The following is a 24497-nucleotide window of genomic DNA, read 5'->3' as shown; positions in this document are numbered from 1 at the left end:
TACTTGGATTTATGGTAAAATTCAAACGGAATAAAAACGATATACACATATATTGATAGTATCATAAATAACTCATTTTTCTTGAATTGATTTTTCAAACAATTACGGATATTTTTGTAAATATTGAAAACATTACCCATTTATACATACGGTTTCGAGGTCTTAAGAAAAAAGACCAAAAAGGTCACAAAAATTGATGATAAGTTCATTGAGCTTGTTGGCAGTATGTTCAAAACAATGCACAGGGCAACTGGGATTGGGCTTGCCGCTCCGCAGATAGGAAGTGAACTTGCTGTAACTGTAATCGATATTTCACGCACTGAAGATAAGAAAAAGATAAAAACCGAACCTATTACACTTATCAATCCTGTAATAAAAGATCATCACGGTGAAATTACACTCGAAGAAGGCTGTCTCAGCATTCCGTATGTGCGTGCTGATGTTACCAGGCCTGAAACAATATATGTGGAATACCAGGACCTTGACCTGAATAAACATTATGTAGAACTTAAAGGGTTTTTAGCGCGGGTTGCACAGCATGAGATCGATCATTTAAACGGTGTGCTTTTTATTGATCATTTAAACAAAGATGAGAAAAAACTCCTTAAGCCTGAGCTTGATCTGATCAGAAAAGGAGAAATAGAAACTGATTATCTATTGGCAGAACTTCCTAAAAAAGGAAAACCTATAATACACAGGAAATAATGAATATCATATTTATGGGTACGCCGGAGTTTGCCGTACCTTCACTTGACGCCCTTTTAAATACACATCATAAAATATCAGCAGTAGTAACAGTACCGGATAAACCCAAAGGCAGGGGGCAGCATCTTTCGGAAAGTGATGTAAAAAAGTTTGCATCAGAGCGTGGCCTTAGTATTTTACAGCCTTCCAGCCTGAAGGACCCGGATTTTATAAATGATATAAAAGAGATTTCACCTGATCTTATAGTGGTTGTAGCGTTCAGGATACTGCCTAAAAATATTTTTAAGATTCCTAAATACGGATCGATAAATCTGCATGCATCGCTTCTTCCCAAATACCGCGGAGCTGCCCCTATAAACTGGGCAATTATTAATGGTGAGCGTGAAACAGGTGTTACAACTTTTTTCCTGCAGGAAAAAGTTGATACAGGCAATATCATTATGCAAAAAAGAATTGATATAACAAGTGATGATACTGCCGGTACTTTGCATGATAAGCTAAAAACAATGGGGGCTCAGGTCTTATTTGATACTGTTGATTTGATAGAGAATTCAGGCGGAAATCCGCTGGTTTCAAAACAGAATAATGGTGAAGCAACGCCTGCGCCTAAAATATTTAAAGAAGATTGCAGAATAAACTTTGATACTCCTGTTGACAGGGTTTATGATTTTATCCGCGGACTTTCACCATATCCCGGGGCATTTACAGAATATAACGGTAAGATAATTAAAATTTTTAGTACTGTTAAATCACACTGGGATAGCCTTAAGGGCCCGGGCAGGTTTTTTATTAAAGAAGGCAGGTTGTATGTTTCTACCCTTAATGAATTCCTCGAGATCACCGAGCTTCAGATAGAAGGCAAAAGAAGGATGAACTCAGTGGAGTTCCTTAACGGTCACGTAGGTATGTTCAAAAAATTCAAAGGTTAAACCCTATTTCATTTCAATAATTTTTTCAATAAGCCATTCACGGGCAATTGTTGTCCTGTTCTCATCAAGCTTTTTCATCAGCATTTTAAGCTCGGGTTTTTGTTTCTTATCCAGCTTCAGCAGGTTTATTACGTAATTCAGGAACAGGATATACCTGTCAAAATGGATCGATAACATTTCCTTATGACGCTTCAGGTAATGTTTTGCAGCATCTACTACAGCTTCAAGTGATTCTATTTCTCCCAGTTCGTAATATGCTTTAATTAGCGTTTCCTTTGATTTAAGGTAAAAGTACGTGTATTTATATCCAACCTTGCTCAAAAATCCGACACAATCCTTATATTTTTTATTCTGGAAGGCAATAAGTGCTGAAGAAAGATTTATAGTATCACGCTTAACTTCGCTTGCTATATTGCCTTTGTATGTATCAAAGAAGTGTTCGACCCACTTCATTTGTTTCATATTTAGCCCGCAAATTATCACTCCTATAAAATCTGTGTACTGAAGGTTTTTATTCTTTTCATAGAAACCTGTCTTTTCGAAGTTGGAATGTATCTTATACAGCTCGTTAACAAACTTATCTTCACCAAGGGCAATTTTATTTACACAGTAATTTGAAAGCGAATAATATACCTGCTCAAGCTCTTCTTCGTTATATCGTGAAATATTATGGAAAACGTGTTTTTCAAGATCATGAAAATGTTTTACCTTATCAGGCTCAAGCACCATCATCAAGATTTTATATTCAGAATAAATTATCGGATGATGCTGCTCGATATCATCGATATTTTTCTCGATATATTTAAGGATATTTTCAACAGCCCAATATGTTTTATAAATGCTGATGCCTGAAAGTATCTTTCTGCTTATAACTGTGTTCAGTACCTTAAGTTTTGTTACTATGAAAAGGTGGTCAGCATTATCGCTCATTTCCTGGTAGCTTTTATCCAGGTCAAGATCAAGATCTTCACCGTGATAGTTAAGCCATGTTTCTTTGAAAGTGAATTCATTGTAATAATAATCGGTATTCCTGTTAAAATCTTTTTGCTGGATGTCAGTTATTTCCTTTGATACCATATCAAAGGTCTTAAGTATGTTTCTATCACGCAAAGATTTAAGCAGGAATGTTTTACCATGTAATGAATTGTTGTTCAGCTCTTCTATCACCAGGAATTCTTCAAGCAGGGCAGTAAAACTGCTGATGAGGGTCCTTACGTTCTGATCTTTATCGCCTTCACCGCTGAAAATTGCCTTGGCAATTTTTTCATTGGTAATGACATTTGCATCGAATTCATCATAATTAAAGTTGATCAGTTCGTAAAGCTGAATAATTTTTCTGCTTTTGTTATGGTAGGGTGAGTTCAGGAATTCACCGAATTTTCTGAATTCTGCCGGGCTGATGCCCTTAACCATCTCAGTAAGCTTTGATTCCCGCATATTTTATGATTGGTTTTGGATTTGTGTATTTAACAAATCTAAATTAATTAAACTGCAAAAACGCTGAAAATTAATAAAAAACTTTGATATTGTAGATAATTATCATATAAATATCAATATTTACATTTAACAAATCTATTTAAAAATCTTTGCCTATACCTATGGAATGTGCTATTTTTATATTAGCAAAAACCATAATTGCTTAAAAATTATTTCATAACTAACCTGAATTTAATATGAAAAATTTAGTCCTCTTTGCAGTCCTTATTTTATTTCTAGCGTCAGGTTCTTTTTCAAAAGAACGTGAAGGCTCATTGCTTAACATTGAATCATCATTTGCTCCTGCTCAAAGTATTTTCCTTCAGAGCGGTAATATAAATACCGTATTCAGAACAGACGGATATTTTAACTATGATAAAATTACTTTTGTGAGCGGAGATGCCGGGTTTATCTGGCCGGTTGCAGCAGCACAAAGAATGACAACGGTATTTGCATCAGGCCTGTGGATAGGTGCAAAGGTAAATATCGGCTCAAATCAAAAAGAGCTGAGATTAGCTGCTTCAATGTACAATACGCATTATTCTCCGGGTAATATTCCTGTTATTGGGCAGGTTCCTCCATCTTCTGTATGCAGTGACCCTGCATTCAGCGGTTACCTTGTCAGCCTTAATGATCAATCCCTTGTAAACGGCGGTACTATCACTAAAAATGCCGGAGGCAGAACCTATACTTTTGTTTATTCATCATGGGCTTCCTGGCCGGTTGGACAGGGTGCTCCATATGTCGAAGTCAACGGTATAGCAGGTTATCAGCCTGGTTGGAATTCTGACAGACCAGGTACCGGAATTGGAAACTCCAGACCCTCAGAAATGATGTTTTCTGTTTTTATGGATTATACCAATTGTACTAACAATCCTCATGCCAGAGAGTTAAGCCTCCCCGGAGGAACTCTGCCGCTCGGAGTAGAAGTTCAGCAGCTAGCATATGCCTTTGATTCTGAAGGATTCAGAGATACATATTTTATCAGGTATAAGATAATTAATAAAAGCGGAAAAGTATGGGATAGCACTTATATAGGTTTAGTTAATGATGCTGATCTGGGTGAAGCTAATGATGATGCAACAGGGTGTGATACTTCAAGAAATATTGCTTTTACTTATAATTTTGATAATAACGACCCTGTTTACGGAGCAGCTCCTCCGGCTGTTGGATACAGGATGCTTCAGGGTCCGGTTGTATTTACAGGTAATAACAGTGATACTGCAAAGCTGCCTTGTAACACACTTGTTGGATATAAAATGAAATTAATGTCCGGTCATTTTGGTTTTTTTAACAGCGGAACAGTTTGTTACGGAGACCCTGATAGTGCATCAGTTGCATACGAAATGCTGCGCGGGAAAGATGGTTGCAGTAATACTTTGATTAATTATACTACCGGTCAGCCAACTACATATGTATATTCCGGAGATGCATGTACAAAAACCGGCTGGTATGACAGTACTGGTAATGATGTCAGGAATTTGATGAATTCCGGACCGTTCACGATGAATTCAGGAGATACACAAGTAGTTGTATACTCCTATACAATTGCAAGAGGAAGCAATAATAACCAAAGCGTGTGTGCTTTGCTAAATGCTACTGATAATATTAAAAACTATTATTATAATTGTTTTAACCTGATTGGTATTGAGCCTGCTAGTAATATGATACCTGCAAAGTATTCATTAGAACAGAACTATCCGAATCCATTTAATCCAAATACAACTATCAAGTTTTCCATTCCTAAAAGTGGTTTTGTAAAACTTGTTATTTATGACGCTCTTGGAAGAGAAATAAAAGTACTGGTTAACGAAAATATACAGGCGGGTATTTACAGCACTGATTTCAATGCGGCTGATTATCCGAGCGGAATTTATTTTTACAGTTTGACTGCCGAAAACTTCAGTGAAACTAAAAAAATGGTATTAGTGAAATAATTAATCACTCAAATTTTTAATTTACCCCGTTATTAAAAATAACGGGGTTTTTCTTTATAATGTATTTTTCACTACCTATCTGTTAGTAATTAATTGAAAAATAAGTAATTATCTACTTTTAACAAAACTAGATTTGTGTCATTTTAAAATGTGTAAAATTTCAATAAAAATACAATATAAAGTAATTTACCGGGACTTTTTTGTTGATTTTAGCTTTTAACAAACGTATTTAAATATCTTTGGCAAATCATACTAAATATATTATTTTTACAACAGAAAGTTTAAACAGTTTAAGAAAATTTCAATCATCTCTTACTAATGTTGTTGACCGGGGTCAGAGTAAGCTCCAAAGGCGTCAACGGAGGTAATTAAAAGTGAGCTTCCATGACCCCGGTTTAGAATAAAATTGAGATTTATTTTAATAAAAAATTGTTAATGATAATAAGCGCAGCAGCCTCTGTCTTGATAAATTGTCCTCTTTCGAAGGGCGGGAGAAACAATTATGATCACTGCAGTTCAGGAAGCTGCGCTAAGTTTTTAACGCCCTCTTTTAAAACCTAGCTATTTTATTTTCATTTCCTTCTTTTCTGTTTTTCATTTCAGTTTGTTAATTCAGCGATCAAATATACTGTTTGATCGCTTTTTATTTATTGTAAATCATTAGTTTAAGCAGTGACTAAAATAGCTATATTAGGTATATTGACAATTCAATTATACTTTGCTATATTGCAGTAGTTTAAAACTACAGCAATATTGAATAAGGAAATTTTAATAGAACGCCTCAAAACTTTAGGATTCAAAGAATATGAATCCAAAGTGCTGATAGTATTATTGGGGGGCTCTCCTATGAGCGCTTCTGAAATTGCTAAGGAAGCTAAAATTATCCGTAATTCAATTTATGATATTCTTAAATCATTTGTAGAAAAAGGATATTGCAACGAAATTGAAACCAATACTATTTTAAACTACCAGATAATAGACCCTGCGATCATTTTAGATAAAATTACCAGCGATTATAAAAAGAACTTCAACAGGAAGCTCGAAAGCCTGAATGAAACCTTTGGTGAGCTTCAACAGATATACAAATCGGAATCTGAAAAAACTGAAGGGCCAGATAAGAATATTCAGCTTATACGCGGATTTAATAAACACCGTGTGCAGCGTTATATGGAGCTTGTTAACACTTCCAAAAAGGAAATCCTGGGAATGTACAGTCCCCGCAGGGTTGTTGTTGAAGAGCTTAGCCGTGATGCCCAGGTATTCATAAAAGAAGGCGGTGTGATCAGGTCATTATACCAGCTTAGTGAAGATAAAGCATTAAATGCTGAACTTGTTGCTGCTTGCGAGCTTTTTGAAAAAGGGGGAGAGAAAGTAAGGCTGGCACCTTATAAATTACCAAACATTACAGTATTTGATTCAGAAAATGTTTTTATAAATCTTTCAGTCGATAAGAACGTACCTAAACATAAACAAGCAGACCTTATTATTAAGAATCCTGATTATGCTTCGCACATGAAAGATCTTTTTAATAATTACTGGGAGAAAGCATTAACTATTGATGAATTTAAAAAAAATAAAACTTAATAAATACTGCTATGGAATTTAAAATTAAATTTTCATTACGCGGAGTTATCAGTTTGTTTTTCATTTTTTTGCTGCTTTTATTAATTATATAAGCTGCAAAAAACCCTAAAAAATGAAGGAAATAAGCTATGGTGGTTAACGGTTTTCAGGGATTTCAGATCCTTTTGATAATGATAGCGATTTTTATGCTGTTATTTTTGTAAATTACTGTTAAATTACGTATGAATGGATAAAACCATTTATTAATTTAGCAGACTTTACAAGTCTAAAGAATTTTTGTGAGGTTAAAAATAATGAATAAAAAATACATACATATTATATTCGGCTTTATACTGGCTGTAATATTTTCTGTGTCCGGACGCCTCACAGCGCAAAACGGGTGGTATCCACTGCAGTCAGGCACAGAAAATGTTCTGAAGTCTGTATTTTTTGTTAATGCCAATACTGGTTATATGTCGGGTAATGGTATCATATTAAAGACCCTTAACGGCGGAACAAACTGGCTGGTGATATCAACTGCCTTTAGCGGTTCATCAATTTATTTCAGCAATCCCTATACAGGCTATATAAGCGAAGGTACTTTGTTTAAAACTACTGATGGCGGCGTTAGCTGGGCAGACCTGCACCAGGCATCTTTGCTGGCAGTTAATTTTGCCGATAATAATACAGGCTATGCTGTTGGTTACAACAGCAAGATACTAAAATCCACTGATGCCGGCTTGAACTGGGAACTCCAGTTCGTAAGTATGTACGGCAATAAATTTAACTCTGTATATTTCAGGAATCCGCAAACAGGTTTCATTGCCGGCGGTAAAATGACTGAACCTTACAGCGGTGTTATTTATAAAACCATCAATGGCGGTTCTTCATGGTATGAAGTTTCTCCTTCTACAACAGATATAGATTTCAGAAGTATAACATTTCCAACAGATAATATCGGCTATGCCGTAGGCGGTTATGAATACGGTTCATCCGGGGTAATTTATAAAACTTCCAACGGGGGAGAAACCTGGATACAGCAGGGGATTGTGAATAGAGATCTGAATTCTATCCACTTCCGTGATGCTTTGACCGGGTATACTGTTGGTGAGAGCGGTATAATTCTTAAGACAACTAATGGCAGCTCTATATGGAATTCCCAGGTATCAAGTTCAGATAAAGACCTGAACTCTGTTTATTTCATTGAAGGGAATCTGGGCTATACTGTAGGGCTTTCAGGTTCAGTACAGAAAACTATCAATGGAGGTGTGTTCGGCCCGCCCTTTGCCGTATCCGGAAAAGTTACATTCCCCAACGGTCAGCCGGTTACAAAAGGTATGGTTAAAGCGTTAAGATATGATGCTCAGTCAAATACTGTACAGATAGTAGATACTGCAAGTATTCAGCTTAACGGTGACTATATGCTGAGGAATTTAACTATTGACAGCGTTGATATTATGGCATATCCTAATGATGAAGATATTGATGCCTTCCCGCCGCAGTTCGTACCAACTTATCATACCGGTAATGCTAGCGGAACAATAAGCTGGACAGCATCAAAAACACTATATGTGAACAATAATTTATTTAATGTTGATGTAAAAGTATTTAATATAACAGGCTCAGGCGGAAACTCATTTATCAGCGGCGGTGTATTTGTTGCCCCGCCTCAAACCGGAGGTTTGCAGAATGCTATAGTTTACGCTATGAGCGGAAATGAGTTTAAGGGGTTTTCAGTATCACGCTCGGGCGGTCCGTATGATATTAATAATATTACAACTGGCAATTACAGGGTAATTTGCGACAGAATGGGTTACTGGCAGGCAGAAAAAAATGTAACAGTTGGCAGTGTTAGCCCTGATACAATTAATTTTTATATGACAGGCATTAATGTTATTGGCATAGAGCCTGTTTCAGGAATTGTTCCTAAAACATTTAACTTAAGCCAGAATTATCCTAATCCGTTTAACCCGGTAACTAATATTAATATCGATGTACCCAAGAACTCCATGGTAAAAGTGGCTGTTTATGATATGTTGGGCAAAGAAGTTGAAATACTGGTTAATCAGCAGTTAACAGCAGGCAGTTATAAACTGGACTGGAATGCTGCAAAATTTGCAAGCGGAATTTATTTTTACAGAATAATAACTTCAGAGTTTACCGATATTAAAAAGATGGTATTGGTAAAATAGTAACTTGCTGGATTTTTCCTGAATTTTCTCCTCCTTTAGAAAAGGCTGACATTCTCGTACCTCCGTAGAATGACAGCCTTTTGTTTTGATAAAATTTGAATTTCGGAGTATTTTAACCCTTTGTAACCTAATTATGAATAATGTATATTTGAAAATTATTTGGAAAGTTTATAAAAGACAAATTTATTCATGACAGGATCAATAAAAACAGCTTTTTTTGCATTTAGTGTAATGTTAATTTCTTATCATTTCAGCGGATGCAGTGATGACCTAATGGGAAATGGCGGAATTACAACTCCTATGTTCGGCGGGTATGACCAGGGCGAAGCAGGTGTGATGATGACTCTATCAGCACTATGCTATGTTGCCGAAGGTAATACAAATGCTCTGCAGATAAGAGATTCAATCAATCTGCAGCTAGCGGATACTAATTATTCTACCGGCGGCAGCTGGAAAGTATGCTGGGGACCCGGTATTAGCCCGACAGGTGATAACCTGATGTATATGGCAGTCGATTCAACCGGTGATTCTTTAAAATACGCTATCTGCGTTCGCGGGACTGTTTTTAACTTTGCCAATATTGTAGAAGACCTAGAAGTTTGGGATATGGAAAAATGGCCCTATTCAGGGGGAGGAGATTCTGTTGCATTGGGGTCGTACCGCGGACTGGATACTTTGCTTAATACAAGTGATCCTGTAACATTTACGAGCTTACAGTCTTATTTAAATACACTTAACTCTTCCAAGCAAAAAATGTTTATAACGGGTCATTCCTTGGGTGGTGCAATGGCAACACTGATCACTAAGTGGTTTATTGATCTTGGTTTTACCTCAAAATTTAAGCTTGAAACATATACATTTGCCGCTCCCACCGTTGGCAATGTTTCATTTGTAAATACATATCATGCCCAAATGTTATCAACCGGAAGCCAGTCTCATCGTTGTGTAAATACAAAGGATGTAGTCCCTTATGCATGGGCAGGATTACCGAATATAATCAGTGAAAATATTCCGACAACAGTACCGCCGCTTATCGCAGCGCTTATCCAGACAACATACGATTTTATGAAGGATAGCATCATTTATAAACATGTCGAAACAAAACAGTCGCTGGGTTATATAGATCCCGTTAATTGCGGAGCATCCGGGGAAGACAGTACATATTTCTGCTGGGTAGGTTTTGAACATGCATCTAACACGTATTTGCGTCTTTTGAATGCTGATACTATCAACTGGAACAGAAGACGGTAATAAAAGTATAATAAATTAATCTGTATAATTATCTTTAAATTTGTAATCTCTAAATATGTCTGATATATCTGAAAAATATTTCCATATGCTGGAAGGCTGGCTGAAATATTACGGCTTCGAAGCAATTAGCGTTAATGAACAGGCAGGAACTGACCGGGTATTTAAACGCAGCAGGGTAGAAGTCACTAAATTCGGAAAAGTGGATTGTTATATTTGCGCTAAATATATGCCTGAAGGAGCTACCGGAGAAGAGCTGCGTTTATACAGCGAAAAAATGTTCTCATTAGCCAACAGGCACAGAACAGGTCCGCCATTAGGCTTTGGAGCTATGCTGGTTGTATATCCTTTAATTATTACTCAGAACATTTCAGCAGAGCTTGCCGGGTATCTAAGCAGGTACTGCCCCAAACATTTTGCTGCAGCTGAATTTCCTTCAGTACTGGATATCAATACTAAAAACCTGTATTACTATCCAAATACCCCCTTGTGGGGCTATGCTTATTATGCTACTTACAGACGGGAATCATACAGCTTTTTTTCACCTAATGCATGGGAAGAAGTAAGCAGGCAGCAAACTGTCAAATAATATTCTTAAAGAATCACTATAAATCAAAAAGCCTCTTAAATTAAGAGGCTTTTTGATTTATAAATTAAGTTCAGTTTTATTTCAGCAGAACCATTTTATTGTTGAGCAAGATTTCACCAAGATCAATAACATAAAAATATACACCGGAAGGAGCGTTTAATCCGGTGCTTAGAGTGCCATCCCATGGAATCTCATAAATTCCTTTACCGTTTATATTAAACCTTATTACTTTTATAAGCTGACCGGTAATATTATAGATCCTTACATAAGCTGTTTTAAATATCTGTTTATTCACCTGAAGCTTAATGGTAGTTGAGGGATTGAAAGGATTTGGATAATTCCCCGTTAGTACATAAGTTTCAGCATTAATATTTGGTTCATTTACCGGTTCATTAACTGCTGTTACTGAACCAAAGCTGGTAAACGGTGAAAGAACGCCATAAGCAATGCTTATTTGAATAATCTGAGCTTTTAAAGCCAATGCAGCCGGGTCACTAGGATTTAAAGCATAATAAAGTACCAGCAGGTAATCAATTTTCTGTTTAGCCCATATTTTAGTTAGGAATTGGTACCGTGAATCTGCTGTATCAATCCTGTTAAAGCTGTATTGGTATGAAACCGGCTGATTAAAAGCATATCCGCTTAAAGTTACAGTTACCGGTCCGGGCTGCAGGTATCTTCCTGATACTATCATTTGCTGCCCTTTGTACAAATTTGGCAGAGGCGAAGGATACACTTCTATCACATTTGAAGGAGAAAATGAGATTGTAGGCGATAGCAGAACTGGATTTCTTATACGCAGGTAAAAATCAGTTATTCTGCTGTATAATTCATCGTTACCTAAAAATTCAGCCAGACCCTTATTTTGAGAACCTAATAGTGTCAGCAGCTGAACATTAACATCGCTCCCGATTCCGAAACAATAAAGGAATATGTTAGTTTCAGTACTTATAATCAGATTTCTAACATGTGCCAGCAATTGTGTTGTATTAGTGATGCCTGAAGTAGCCTGACCATCAGTAAAGAATATAATAATGTTCGCAGAACTATCATTGCTGGTGGAAAATTGCGGTACTGCTGTTGAAAATGCTCCGGAAATATTTGTACCTCCGCTTGCTATAAATGCATTGATATAATTAAGAGCTGAATCCCTAGACTGGTTTGTATAATTTACATGTCCCGGACGGAACGAGAGCACATTGTCCGAAAAATCAACAATATTGAACTTGTCGCCGTCATTCAGATTATTCACAATGAATTTACTTGCATTTCTTGCCTGTATTATCTTATCTCCGCTCATGCTTCCTGAACGGTCGACTATAAGCGTGAAGGTTTTTTTTATAACCTGGTTGGAACCCGGATCGGGTTCAGCAATAAATGTAAAAAATCCACCCAGAGAGTCCGGCAGCTGCGCCTGGGGTATTAAGGTTGAATAACTGTACAAACCAAGCTGGTTCAGGTTCAGCGAATACTTAACGGAATAATTCTGGTTTGCAGCTGATTCCATAAGTACACTTTTTATGTGTGCAGTGGTTCCGTTATTGGAAAATTCTGTGACCGGTTGAGTACTTACAAGCCTGATACTGTCTATTGTTCTTGGTGATGACAGATTGAAATCAAGAACCTGGCTGTTCAGTATTGCTGTCTGGATAAGACTGTAGTTGTTTGGAAATGTAAATGTAACATTTCCGAATGAATAAGGAAGAAGCTTTACATATTTAAGTTCAACTATTAAACTGGAGTCAGTTTTAACTGTTTGTGGTATTGTAAAGAATAAAGGTGTTGAACCTAAATGTGTTTTAAGGTTATTGTTCATAGAACCTCCGGGTAAACCGGTATCCTGTGAATTTGGATTAATTTGAGCCTGGTACCATAAGCCATTTATTTTCCACCTGAGACTTATTGCACTAGCTCCTTCAGGCATTGGGAATGCATATTTGATATTCTTATCCGCGCCTAAATTATTAAGAAATATCTGAGTTGCAGTTACAACAGAAACCTGGCTTTCGCAATTAACTAACACATCACTGGATGTTAATTTCAGGTAAATTCCTGTTGCTGCATTTACAACTGAAACTCCGTTTGAATATAAATGGCTGCTTAAAGATATGGTAAGAATGGATATAAACAGGGTAAAAAGAGATCTTATTGTCATAAATCATCTCCTTTCTTATTACAAATATAATACATCATTTAAGGAATTGTTCTTACAATATTTAATATAGATAAATTTAGGCAGTTTAAATTTCGAGAAATGTTCATAATTTTAAAGAATTAGTGAAATTTTACTTTAAATTATTAAAATGCTGATAGAAACAATAAGAAAAGACATGCAGCAGGCAAAACTTGCCAAAGAAACTGTGAAAGCCAATCTGCTTTCAACACTTTATGCCGAAATATTCACCCAGTCCAAAAGCGGAAAAGAAATGACTGAAGATGATGAATTTAAAATAATCAGGAAATTCATTAAAAACGCCGATGATACAATAGCGCTTGGTGTTTCAGATGAGGCTGTTACAAAGCTGAATCAAGAGAAGAAGATACTCGAAGCTTACCTTCCAGCACAGCTTAGCAGGGAAAAGATCGAAGAAATTGTATCAGGCTTAATAGCTGAAGGCAAAACAATGAAGGAGATCATGCCATTTTTCAAGGAAAAATATAATGGCTTGTATGACGGAAGACTTGTAAGCGAGACTGTTAAAGCTAAATCTGTATCATAAGGTAATCCTGAAAAATATCATTCAATGATACACATACTAAAATTAGTTATATTATTTTTACTTATAAGCGTTCCGGTATTTACACAGGAATCAGAGGTACTATTTACGCAAGGTGAAGAGTATTTTAATGAAGGCAGGTTTGCTGACGCATATTTCAGCTATTCAAAATATATAGAATACAATCCCGATAGTGTAAAAGGATATATTTCCCGCGGAAACACTCTTATCTTTTTGAAAAAGATAAAAGAAGCGCTTAGTGATTTCGAAAAAGCTATATTGCTGGATCCCAAGAACTACAAAGCCCACAGCGGCAGGGGCACTGTTTATGTTTATCTGCAAAATGGCGAAGAAGCAATAAAAAGCTATCAAAAAGCACTTGAGCTGAATCCGGATGATGTTGTATCAATAAATTCAATGTCAGTTATATACTACGGTGAAAACAAAACTTCAGAAGCATTGGCTTTGCTTGATAAAGCAATAAAAATAAAGCCTGATCACGTTGATTCATATAGGAACAGGGGCTCTATGCGGCTGTTTTCCGGAGATACAACCGGTGCGCTTGATGATCTGAACAAGGCTGTTGAGTACGGGCCAAACAGGGTAGATGTTTATAATACCCGCGGGGCAATTTACCGTGAAATGCAGAAGTATGATGAGGCTATTGCTGATTTTAATAAAGCGCTTGAACTTGATCCCAATTCAGCTGAGGCATATTGCCGGATGGGAATAGCTTACCTGTATAAAGGCGATTATGATAACGCAATTATGAATATGGAAAAAGGTTTGCGGATAGACCCTGCTTTAACTGAAACAATGAGCGGTTATCTTAAGGAAGCTAAAGAAAAAAAAGGAAAATAAAAACAAACTGAATTAAAATGGAAATAATACTCTTAATTTCGGGATTGCTTATAGGTGCTTTGCTTGGATATTTTATTTCAAAGAGCAGACAATCTGCATTAATTTCCAAACTTTCTGAAAAAGAACTTAATTTAGCCGAAAAAGAAAAGCAGCTCAATGATGCCGGTTCACTTACTGAACAACAGCGTAAAAAAGTAATAGAGCTAACAGGTGAGCTGGCAGCAGCAAAAGCAAATAATGACAACCTTGAATCCAGGCTTATTGAACAAAAAAATGATTTTGCTGATCTTCAAAAGAAATTTACTGCAGAATTTGAGAATCTCGCAGGGAAAATCCTTGAAGATAAAAGCAGAAAATTCACAGAACAGAACAAAGAAAATCTGGATACGATACTAACACCTTTAAAAGAGCGAATTGCTGATTTTGAGAAAAAAGTAAATGATGTTTATATTACCGAGACCAAAGAGCGCGCTGCGCTGGCAGAACAGCTGAAATTTCTGCATGAGCTGAATAAACAAATGTCAGAAGAGGCAAATAACCTTACACGTGCATTAAAAGGCGATACAAAAACACAGGGTAATTGGGGTGAATACATACTCGAAAGTATCCTGGAAAAATCAGGTCTTGTTAAGGGCAGGGAATTTGTCATCCAGGAAACTATTAAATCTGATGATGGCTCTAATCTAAGACCAGATGTAATTGTAAATATGCCTGATAATAAAAGCATGATTATTGATTCTAAGGTATCACTTACAGCTTACGAAGCGTATTGTTCTGCCGAAGATAAGTCAATTAAAGAAAGATCACTGAGTGAACATATTAATTCAATTCGCAGGCATATAAAAGGGTTAAGTCCAAAGGATTATCAGAATCTGTACGGCTTGCAAAGCCTGGATTTTGTGCTTATGTTCATTCCAATTGAACCTGCATTTGCACTTGCAGTGCAGAATGATGCAGCGTTATTTTATGATGCATTTGAAAAAAATATAGTAATTGTAAGTCCCTCTACTTTACTTGCAACTTTACGTACAATATCCAGTATCTGGAAACAGGAAAAACAGAACAGGAATGCGCTTGAAATAGCCAAAAAAGGCGGTGAGCTCTACGATAAGCTTTCGGGGTTTGTTGATGATCTGATCGAGGTTGGCACCAGAATGAAAAGAGCCAATGAAAGTTATGAGGGTGCTATGAAAAAACTTTCTGAAGGCAGAGGCAATATAATAAGCCGCGCAGAAAACCTGAAATTAATGGGTGCTAAAGCTACTAAAAATATTGACCCAAGGATAGTTGACCGCTCAGCAGAAGATAACGAAAATGATGATCAAAGTGAATTAAAGCTTTTGCCTTAAAAGTTACTCACATCTCTTCCGAACACAAATGTTTTGAACCAGTCAAAAAGTACCAGGATCTTATTCTTTAAGCTCACAAGCTTGGTTATATAAACGCTTCTCCAGAATATCCACGTAGCAAATCCGCTTCCTTTATACTGTGTTGTATTGGCAAGCGCTTTATGGCTGCCAATGTATGCAAGCATACCAAGGTCTTTATATTTGAAAGGTTTTATATCTTTACCTTTTGCAAGTTTATTAAGTGCTTTACCTAAATATTTTCCCTGCCTTTGTGCTACCTGTGCTGTTACCGGGAAAGGTTCATCCGGTATTTCAGTGCAGTCACCCAGTGCATAAATATTTTCTGTGCCCAATACTTTAAGGTAATGATCAATTACAAGCTTATTTCTTTTGTTCTTTGGCAAAGTGCTGTTTCTGATAAGTCCGGTAGCAGTATTCCCGGCAGCCCATACAAGCAAACCGTAATTGAAGTGTTTGCCGTCGTTTACATAAATTTCTTTTTCTGTTACCCTGGTTATATATGATTTTGTTTTAACATTTATCTTTTGCCTTTTGAAGATCTTAAGTGTGTATTCTGAAAGTTTTTCATCAAATGAATTTAGCAGCTTATCGCCTGCTTCTATCAGAATTATCTCAATATCATTTTCCATCCCGGGATATTTCTTCCTTACATCCTCTTCGATAAAATCATGAAGCTCTGCTGCGAATTCCACACCGGTAGGGCCGCCTCCGCAAACAACAAATCTAAGAAAGCTTTTCTTTTCCTCTTCGCTTAAACCCGGAATAGATGCATTTTCAAAGCAGTCAATTACTTTTATCCTTATTCTTCTGGCATCTGCAACTTCCCGCAAGAAATAAGCATATTTTTCAACACCTTCAATGTTATATGAATTTGTTATCTCACCCACTGAAATAATCAGGATATCGTAATCTAGTGTAAACTGTTTCTGTGTATCAGTATCTTCGCAGTAAATTATTTTTGCAGCTTCATCTATTTTACTGCAGAATGCCTGGATATAAACTGCATTTTTTATATTCCTGATCGGTTCAATAATGCTTCTGAATTCAATGGTGCCTACAGTGGTGCTTGGGAGGAGGCATGTAAAAAGGAAATGATTACGGGGACTGACTATTTTTATATCGTACAGGTTTGTATCAAGCTCTTTTAATGCGCTGAACGCGCCAAAGCCGCTGCCTAAAACAACTAGTTTCTTTTTCATCTTTATGTTTAACCTTTTCTATACAAAAATAGCAAGATTAAAAGTTACTTAAAATATAAAAAAATGCAATTTTTTGCTTAAAAATGGAATTTATTTTCTTAAATTATTGTTAAGCAGGTATGAAAAGATATTTACTGGTATTTATAGTATTTTTAATACAACTGAATTCACTTAAAGCGGCTATTCCAGATGAAAAAATCAAAGCCGGCATGGATTTAATTTACGATCTGAAGTTTGATGAAGCAGAGAACTTTTTTAACAGTCTTCAAAAGGAAGATCCTGAAGATCTGAGACCTTTATTCTATTCATCCCAAATATATTTCTATAAAGCATTGCCAAGCAGAAGCAATGATGATTATCTCAGGTTTCTGGAATTGAGTGATAAAGTTATAGAAATAGCCGAGAAAAAACTGGATAAAAATGAAAAAGATTACGATTCAATGTACATTCTTGGGCTGGCACACAGCTATAGGTCTCTTTTAATGCTGAACCTTAATAAAAATCTGATTGGAGCAGCATTCAGCGGTAAAACCGGGTACAGGATCTTAAGTGACCTTGTGAAAGAAAATCCCGGTTATTACGATGCTTATATGGGGCTTGGTTTATATAAGATCGCAATCGGTTTTGTTCCGGGAAAATACCAATGGCTGCTTTCTATTATAGGTTTTGAAGGAAATTTAAAGGAAGGCAAACAATATCTTAAAACTTCTTATGAAAAAGGTAAATTCACTTCAGTGGAATCAAGAGTTTACCTCTCATTTTTTTCAATCAAAGAGCGTGAAGAACAAAGTTTTGAAGCAGTGAACATTATGCGGCAGCTTGTAAAAGAATATCCGCAAAGCCCCGTATTCAGGCTTTTTCTTGCCAGCCTTTATCAGCAGATGAGCAGAATGGATGAATCGATTGAGCTTACAAATGAAGCACTGAGGCTGAATACCAATTCATTGCAAAATGAAATGAAAAAGGGGGCTTACTCATTGCTTGGGACAGCGTATTTCAGAAAAAATAATTTCAATGAAGCAATCAGGAATTTTGAAGAACATTTGAAATATGTGCACAACGATGACAGATATAATGTAAGTTTATTTCTTCTCGGGCTTTCGTATGAGTTATCCGGGAACAGGCTGAAAGCTCTCGAAAATTACTCGAAAGTAAGGGAAAATTATATTAATGAACGTGATGGTGAAGGTGAAAAGTTTTTCTATAGACTGGCTGAGCAGAGGAAGGGCAGGGGACTGAATAAGTTTGATTCACTGCTTATAGTAACTATGAATTTGCGGGAATGCGGCAAGCTTGATGAAGCTTTGGTTACTTATAATAATTTGTTGAACCCGGAGTATTCAGGAAAAAAGCTGAGTGAAGATGATATTGCTAAGGTATATTTTGAGCTTGGCAATACTTTTTTCCTGAAAAACGACCTGAGATCTGCTGCAGAAAATTATAAAAAATGTATCAATATATCTGTTGAAGCAGAAACGTGGCTAAAGCCGCATGCGATGTTTGAGCTTGGAAAAATATACAGGCTCGAAGGTAAAATCAAGGAATCAGATGATTTATTTGATGAAATGAGCAGTATTTCAGATTTTGACTTTGAGGTTTTTCTTGATATGAGATATATCAATTATTTAAATAACAGGTAATGATTTAATTAATGTGATATATTATATTTGCTTTAAATCATTTAACTAAATATTATATTTTCAATGAAATCATTCAGGAAAGAGCTGTGGTTCAATACACCTTCCCGAAGAGCATATATTAATATAACTCCGGATATAGAACATTGCCTGGCCGATAGCGGTATAAAAGAAGGTATCCTGCTGTGCAATGCTATGCATATTACTGCAAGTGTGTTTATTAATGATGATGAAAGCGGACTGCACAGTGATTTTGATAAATGGCTCGAAAACATTGCGCCTGAAAAACCATACACCCAATATAAACACAACAATACAGGGGAAGATAATGCTGATGCACATTTAAAAAGATCAGTAATGGGCAGGGAGGCAATTGTGGCAGTGACAAACGGCAAGCTTGATTTTGGACCCTGGGAACAGATATTTTACGGCGAGTTTGACGGGAAAAGAAAAAAAAGAGTGCTTGTGAAAATTATTGGTGAATAGTATATGATTATCTTCTTGCTTTATAAATAGCTTCTTCAAATGTAATTTCAAATTCAGTACCCTTGCCCGGTTCTGAGCTGATATCAATTGTACCGTTAAGCTGCCTGGTAAGTAAAGTTATCAGCTGAATTCCCAAAGTATCGGAATTTTTAATTTCTTTGCCTAATTCAGAACCGGCTCCGTTATCTTTTACAACAAGCTTAAAAATATTTCCGTTTACTCTTTCTACAGATATATCAATTTTACCTTCACCGCCATCAGGGAACGCATATTTAACAGAATTTGATATAAGCTCATTAATTATCAGTCCGCACGGAATTGCTGTATCTATATTCAGCTTTAGCTCACCAATATTTATCTTGAACCTTACATTCCTAAGCTTATAACCGTATGCGCTCTGGAAATTTTCTACCAGGTTTTTTACGTACTCACCAAACTGAATATATTCATAGTCTTTGGAATTATAAATTTTAGTATGAACAATTGCCATGGATTGTATCCTGCCCCCTGTTTCTTTCAGTATCTCCAGCATTTTATCATCCTGAAGGTACCTTGATTGCAGCTTTATGAGGCTGGACATTACCTGCAGATTGTTTTTTACCCGGTGATGTACTTCCTGAAGCAGGAGTTCTTTTTCGCGGAGTGATTTAGTGACCTCAGCATAAAGGTAAGCATTTTCCAGAGCAATAGCTGCCTGTGAAGCAATTGTTGTAAGTAATTCCAGCTGGCTTTGGGTGTATGAATTTTCAAGCTTATAATTCTGAATAACTATTACGCCTATAACTTTTTCTCCGGCGATCATAGGGGCAGCTAAAAGAGCTTTTGCGTTATCTTCGTTGTAATTAATTCCCAATATTTTAAGTGATTGAGCCAGATTTTCATTCAGTATCATCCCTTTTCTGGACTTTATAATGAATTCAGAAAGATTTGAGCCAAACATACGGCTTTCAATATCTTTCCGTTCATTATCCATGACATAAAAAGGATATGATATTACATTATCTGATTCGTTGTATAGAGCAATAAATATATTTTCTCCGTTAAACAGCTTAATAAGCATGCTGCCTATATCATTTATTAATGCATCCGGTTCTGCCAGTCTGCTTAGTGCTCTGCCGAAGTTATATATAGCAGAAAGCTCGTTGTTCTTTTTGATTATCTCTTCTTCAAACAGCTTTTTTTCTGTGATATCAGTTACAAAACCTTCTGTGGCAATCAGCTCATCGTTTTCACCGTAAACGCCGCGTCCCTGCTCCCAGACCCATTTGATCTTGTTTTCAGCAGTACTTATCCGGTAATTTATCCTGTAGGGTTGTTTGGCAGCCAGCGCTTTTGAAATTATCTCTCTTCCTGAAGCTTTATCTTCTTCATTAACCATCATCGAGTAATAAAGAACTTTATTCCTCGTAAGCTCATCAGGTTTGTATCCGGTCAGGTCGTAAACACCATCACTAATATATTGAATTGACCAGGTGTCTCCATCTTTATTAACCCTGTAAACATACCCCGGCAGGTTACTTATAAGTGTTGAAAGAAATCTCTGGCTTTCATGAAATTCTTTTTCTTTATTTTTGCCAAAGTCAATTTCTATTGATGTTGAAACGAGGGTCGAAATTGCCGTAGCAAAATCAATTTCTTCCCGCTTCCAGTTCCTTAATTTATCCTGTTCTTCATGGCAAATTATACCAATAATTTCACCGTTAAAGTAAACCGGAACGTCCATCATTGAATAAATACCGCGGGGCTTTAAATATCTTTCACTTAATTCACAGGTATTAATATCCGTACGTGCATCATCAGCTGCCACATATAGCATTGATTCAATTGCTTTGAAATAATTGGGATAATCCTCAACAGTAAGTGTAGTCTCATTGGCAAATTCACCGAATTTTTTAAGATAAAGATAGTCACAGTAAATAGAAGTTCTGCCTTCATTAAAAAACCAGATCGAAACACGTTCAACATCCAAAGTATTTGATACTACATCCAGTACTTTTTTCAGAAATACATGTAGATCAGCTTTATCCATTTTTTTCAGATCAAGCAGAACAGAATGATATTGAATTGCCTGTTCATCTGAATTATGTTCAGTCGAAATACTGTCCGGTCTGATATTTAAGTTACTGAAATCCAAATATTCCTGTTGGTTCCCTTTTTTTGTTGAATTAACCTGTATACCCTAAAAAAAGAAGAGCGTTATTATAAAATAACACTCTTCTTTAATAAAGTAAACTGTATTTCCGGTGATTTTATTTGATAAGAAACATTTTCTTTGTATCGGTAAATTCACCTGCTGTGATCCTGTAGAAGTATAAACCGCTGCTGAAATTAGAAGCGTTCCAGTTTATGATATAAGTTCCTGCTGATCTCTGTTCATTTACAAGTGTAGCAACTTCTTTGCCAAGTACATCGTAAATTTTCATAGTTACATTCGCGTCTTTTGGAATTGAATATTCTATCGTTGTGCTCGGGTTAAACGGATTCGGATAATTCTGGCTCAGGTCAAAATTTTTAGGTATTAAATAATCTTCAGCACTTGGTAGTGTTCCGGGTCTGCTCTCTTCATCTACAATTAGGTCAATTACACCATCGGAGCTGTAATTTAATGAATTGTAAGTTTCCTGGTCTATCTGGTTTGAAAATCGTAAAATAATTACTCTTGCTTTAAATAAAGCCATTTCTATCAAAGCAAGGAATTCATTGTTGTTGTCCAGTCTTGTTTTAGCTTTATTAAGTCTGTGAATAAGCTGGTTGCCGAAAGGTGCAGCTATTTCCTCATCAGCAATGAGGTCAATAACTCCGTCTGTCAGATTTTCAATACTGCCAACAGCATCAGTTGCCTGTGTAGTAAAAGCAAAAAATCCTGAAGGAGCGCTCCAGCCTTCATTGCTGCAGGCGAAGACTCTCCAGTAATAAGTTGTATTCATCTCTGTTTCTGATATCGGAATATCAAAATGTGATGTAGGTGCATTACATGTACCGGTAAATTTATCAGGACTGGTTGTGTCGGTATAAATCTCTACCCTATAACATAGCGCTCCGGCAACTTCATTCCATTCTAAAGTTACGGGTGCTAATGCAACATCAACATCTTTTGGAGGCTCAACCAATATTGGTGAACTGGGCTGCGATATTGCAGCAGAAGTTATTATAGATAGTATTCCGATGAAAAACAGTAAATTCTTTTTCATGCTGTTTTTATTTAAATTTTATCCCCGACTTACCCCTAATATAATTATAAATCTTCTAAAAACAAGCATAATTTTATAAAAAATCTAACGTGAATAAGTTATTTTTTTGCTTATTTTTCCGGAATGTAGCCTTCAGGCATCTTATAATTGTCAGAAAAGAAGAACTCATCGGCTTTTTGTTCAAATACCTGGTCAGCTAAGGGACTAGTCAGATCAAGGCGGTATTCATTTATTACCATCTTGAAATGTTCAAGAAATTCCTGCCAAGCCTGTTTTGAAACATTTTCATATATCCGCTGACCAAGTTCATTTGGAAGCGGGGGAGCGTCTAATCCGGGAAGTTCAGTTCCTAATTTGATACATTTTATTATTCTTTCACTCATTACTATTGATTTGTTATTTGATGTAATATGACAAATTTTGATAATATTTAATATGGAAATATTTGTATAGATTAAGCAGGATTCAATTTTCCTGATAATTATATCATTAATTGAGTTAAAAATTTAGTGCATGATTTTATAAATTAAATTTCAATAATTTTATAACGATTTTAGTAAACAATGAAGCTATTTCTTATAATTTTAATTTTTAGTGTTATAACTCAAATGATAAAATCCCGCACCGTTTCTAATGGAAAAAATTTTCCTGTCGAATATTCACTTTCTATGCCGGACCCTTCTTCACATTTTTTTCATGTTAAAATAGAGATCAGTAATGTACCGGCACAAAATAAATTTTTTGAGCTTAAAATGCCTGCTTGGCGCTCAGGAAGATATTTAATTTTTGATTTTTCAGGTGGTGTTCAGGAGTTTACCGCTGAAAATGAAAAGGGTAAACAACTTAAATGGGAAAAAACAGATAAAGCAACCTGGCAGATACAAAAAAACGGAAACTCAATAATTGTTAAATACAAAGTGTTTGCAAATGATTTTCTTTCCCGTACACGCGGATTAGATAGTGAGCACGGATTTATTAATAACCTGGCAGTATTCATGTTTGCACCTAAGTTTTATAAAAAGCCATTAATTCTTAAAGTTGAGCCTTATGAAAACTGGCATGTTACTACAGGGTTGGAAAATTACAATAATGAACCAAATACTTTTTTCGCCCCTGACTATGACTACTTCGCTGATTGCCCACTTGAAATTGGCACGCAAACTGATTTTGATTTTGAAGTAAGGGGAATTAAGCATACAATCAGTTTCTTTGGCGAAGCTAAATATGATAAACAAAGACTGATAAAAGATTTTACCACTATCATTGAAAAGAATTTCGAGTTTTGGGGAAGTGTTCCGTACAAACATTATACTTTTATTGTGCACTGCACACCGCAAAGCGGAGGCGGTACAGAGCATATTAACTCAACTGTAGTTGGTGTTAAGCCTCAGGCGTTTGAGACCGAAGCCGGGTATGAGTCGTTTTTGAGGCTGATATCACATGAGTTTTTCCATACATGGAATGTTAAGCAGCTAAAGCCGGCAGGCTTGACGCCGTATGACTGGACGAAGGAAAACTATACATCGGAACTATGGATAGCTGAAGGAGGAACCAGTTATTACGACGGGCTTATGCTGGTGAGAACAGGGCAGATGAGCATTGAAAACTTCTACAAGGAAATTACCGCAGGTGTTGATGATGAGCGCCGCAGGCCCGGCAATAAAATTCAGCCTTTAACTGAATCAAGCTTTGATGCCTGGGTCAAATTCTGGAAACGATCTGCAAATTCTTACAATTCTGAATCAGATTATTATTCGAAAGGTTCACATGTTTGTATAGTGCTCGATATGGAAATAAGAAATGCTTCAAAGAATGAACATTCACTGGATGATGTGTTTCGCTACATGTTCAAAAAATTCCCGCTTGATGAAAAAGGCTATACAAATGATGACTTCCGAAAGACCTGTGAAAAATTCGCCGGGAGATCACTTAAGCAATTCTTTGATGATTACGTTTATGGCGTTAAGCCAATTGAATGGGAAAAATATCTTGGGTATGCAGGTCTAGTCTTAACTCACAGCGACTCTGTTATTACGCCAATAGTAGGCTTAAAGTGTTCCAAGAACGAAAATAGAATTATTATCGAAGAAGTTATCGCGGGTTCATCCGCTGAAAAAGCAGGTTTGCTAAGCGGTGATGAAATAATTGCTGTTGACGGAAGCCGCCTAAGCTACGAAGAAGCAGAAAAACGCATTCGTGAATTAAAAACCGGCGAGAGAATAACAGTTACAGCTTTCAGGAATAATAAACTTATCGAAGCCAAGCTAAGTATGGAAGAAATAAAGCTTTCAAATTATAAGCTTGAAATGTCGGCAAGTCCCACAGCTTTACAGAAGAAGATCTATAACAAGTGGCTTGAGTTAAAATAATTTATTTTAAATTCCTTTGTTGGTGCTA

The 24497-nt window shown here is 36.3% G+C and carries 19 protein-coding genes; 13 read left to right on the top strand and 6 right to left on the bottom strand.

Going from position 1 to position 24497, the window contains the following annotated elements; all coding sequences use genetic code 11:
• Window positions 1-123 precede the first annotated feature (123 nt).
• Complete coding sequence (gene def / locus J0M37_13080; GenBank protein MBN8586017.1) at window positions 124-705, top strand: peptide deformylase; 582 nt, start codon at window positions 124-126, stop codon at window positions 703-705.
• Window positions 705-1634: a methionyl-tRNA formyltransferase gene (locus tag J0M37_13075; GenBank protein ID MBN8586016.1), complete on the top strand. Its 930-nt coding sequence runs from the start codon at window positions 705-707 to the stop codon at window positions 1632-1634. The genes def and J0M37_13075 overlap by 1 nt, the downstream gene beginning before the upstream one ends.
• 3 nt (window positions 1635-1637) lie before the next feature.
• Here the strand turns inward: J0M37_13075 and J0M37_13070 are convergent, their stop codons facing one another.
• Window positions 1638-3071: a hypothetical protein gene (locus tag J0M37_13070; GenBank protein ID MBN8586015.1), complete on the bottom strand. Its 1434-nt coding sequence runs from the start codon at window positions 3069-3071 to the stop codon at window positions 1638-1640.
• 236 nt (window positions 3072-3307) lie between these two features.
• Here J0M37_13070 and J0M37_13065 point away from each other — a divergent pair, with 236 nt between their 5' ends.
• The 5 genes from J0M37_13065 (at window position 3308) to J0M37_13045 (ending at window position 10639) form a co-directional block, all read left to right on the top strand.
• Window positions 3308-5047 (top strand): T9SS type A sorting domain-containing protein, encoded by a 1740-nt coding sequence (locus J0M37_13065; GenBank protein MBN8586014.1) that lies wholly within the window; start codon window positions 3308-3310, stop codon window positions 5045-5047.
• A gap of 753 nt (window positions 5048-5800) precedes the next feature.
• Window positions 5801-6631, top strand: coding sequence for a hypothetical protein (locus J0M37_13060; protein MBN8586013.1), 831 nt, complete (start codon window positions 5801-5803; stop codon window positions 6629-6631).
• 293 nt (window positions 6632-6924) lie between these two features.
• Entirely contained in the window at window positions 6925-8802 is a 1878-nt protein-coding gene (locus J0M37_13055; protein MBN8586012.1) for a T9SS type A sorting domain-containing protein, read from the top strand.
• A 189-nt stretch (window positions 8803-8991) separates the two neighbouring features.
• On the top strand, window positions 8992-10053 hold the full coding sequence (locus tag J0M37_13050; protein ID MBN8586011.1) for a hypothetical protein: 1062 nt from the start codon (window positions 8992-8994) through the stop codon (window positions 10051-10053).
• A 55-nt stretch (window positions 10054-10108) separates the two neighbouring features.
• Window positions 10109-10639: a hypothetical protein gene (locus J0M37_13045; protein MBN8586010.1), complete on the top strand. Its 531-nt coding sequence runs from the start codon at window positions 10109-10111 to the stop codon at window positions 10637-10639.
• 76 nt (window positions 10640-10715) lie between these two features.
• Here J0M37_13045 and J0M37_13040 read toward each other — a convergent pair whose 3' ends face one another.
• Complete coding sequence (locus J0M37_13040; GenBank protein MBN8586009.1) at window positions 10716-12794, bottom strand: VWA domain-containing protein; 2079 nt, start codon at window positions 12792-12794, stop codon at window positions 10716-10718.
• 148 nt (window positions 12795-12942) lie between these two features.
• Here J0M37_13040 and J0M37_13035 point away from each other — a divergent pair, with 148 nt between their 5' ends.
• Genes J0M37_13035 through rmuC form a run of 3 tightly spaced genes read left to right on the top strand, consistent with a single transcriptional unit; the run spans window position 12943 to window position 15566 of the window.
• On the top strand, window positions 12943-13359 hold the full coding sequence (locus tag J0M37_13035) for a GatB/YqeY domain-containing protein (protein MBN8586008.1): 417 nt from the start codon (window positions 12943-12945) through the stop codon (window positions 13357-13359).
• Window positions 13360-13383: 24 nt separating this feature from the next.
• The gene (locus J0M37_13030; protein MBN8586007.1) at window positions 13384-14217 is read left to right on the top strand and encodes a tetratricopeptide repeat protein; all 834 of its coding nucleotides are present in this window, start codon (window positions 13384-13386) and stop codon (window positions 14215-14217) included.
• Between the two features lie 17 nt (window positions 14218-14234).
• A complete protein-coding gene (rmuC, locus tag J0M37_13025) occupies window positions 14235-15566 on the top strand; it encodes a DNA recombination protein RmuC (protein MBN8586006.1) in 1332 nt (443 codons plus the stop codon).
• Here the strand turns inward: rmuC and J0M37_13020 are convergent.
• Window positions 15563-16786: an FAD-dependent oxidoreductase gene (locus J0M37_13020; GenBank protein MBN8586005.1), complete on the bottom strand. Its 1224-nt coding sequence runs from the start codon at window positions 16784-16786 to the stop codon at window positions 15563-15565. The two genes, rmuC and J0M37_13020, sit on opposite strands and share 4 nt — an antisense overlap.
• A gap of 119 nt (window positions 16787-16905) precedes the next feature.
• Between J0M37_13020 and J0M37_13015 the strand changes: the two genes are divergently transcribed.
• The gene (locus J0M37_13015; GenBank protein MBN8586004.1) at window positions 16906-18426 is read left to right on the top strand and encodes a DUF3808 domain-containing protein; all 1521 of its coding nucleotides are present in this window, start codon (window positions 16906-16908) and stop codon (window positions 18424-18426) included.
• A 63-nt stretch (window positions 18427-18489) separates the two neighbouring features.
• Entirely contained in the window at window positions 18490-18909 is a 420-nt protein-coding gene (locus J0M37_13010; GenBank protein MBN8586003.1) for a YjbQ family protein, read from the top strand.
• Between the two features lie 7 nt (window positions 18910-18916).
• On the opposite strand, the gene J0M37_13005 is transcribed toward J0M37_13010, so the two are convergent.
• The 3 genes from J0M37_13005 to J0M37_12995 form a co-directional block, all read right to left on the bottom strand.
• Window positions 18917-21043: a GAF domain-containing protein gene (locus J0M37_13005; GenBank protein ID MBN8586002.1), complete on the bottom strand. Its 2127-nt coding sequence runs from the start codon at window positions 21041-21043 to the stop codon at window positions 18917-18919.
• 115 nt (window positions 21044-21158) lie between these two features.
• Window positions 21159-21587: a T9SS type A sorting domain-containing protein gene (locus tag J0M37_13000; GenBank protein MBN8586001.1), complete on the bottom strand. Its 429-nt coding sequence runs from the start codon at window positions 21585-21587 to the stop codon at window positions 21159-21161.
• Between the two features lie 623 nt (window positions 21588-22210).
• A complete protein-coding gene (locus tag J0M37_12995; GenBank protein ID MBN8586000.1) occupies window positions 22211-22483 on the bottom strand; it encodes an oxidative damage protection protein in 273 nt (90 codons plus the stop codon).
• Window positions 22484-22708: 225 nt separating this feature from the next.
• Here J0M37_12995 and J0M37_12990 point away from each other — a divergent pair, with 225 nt between their 5' ends.
• A complete protein-coding gene (locus J0M37_12990; protein MBN8585999.1) occupies window positions 22709-24469 on the top strand; it encodes a M61 family metallopeptidase in 1761 nt (586 codons plus the stop codon).
• The last annotated feature ends 28 nt before the right edge of the window (window positions 24470-24497 follow it).

It is taken from the genome of Ignavibacteria bacterium (assembly GCA_017303675.1).
Taxonomy (GTDB): Bacteria; Bacteroidota; Ignavibacteria; order Tepidaquicellales; family OLB5; genus OLB5.
Note: the sequence above shows the minus strand (reverse complement) of the source record. Positions and strands in the feature narration are given on the sequence as shown.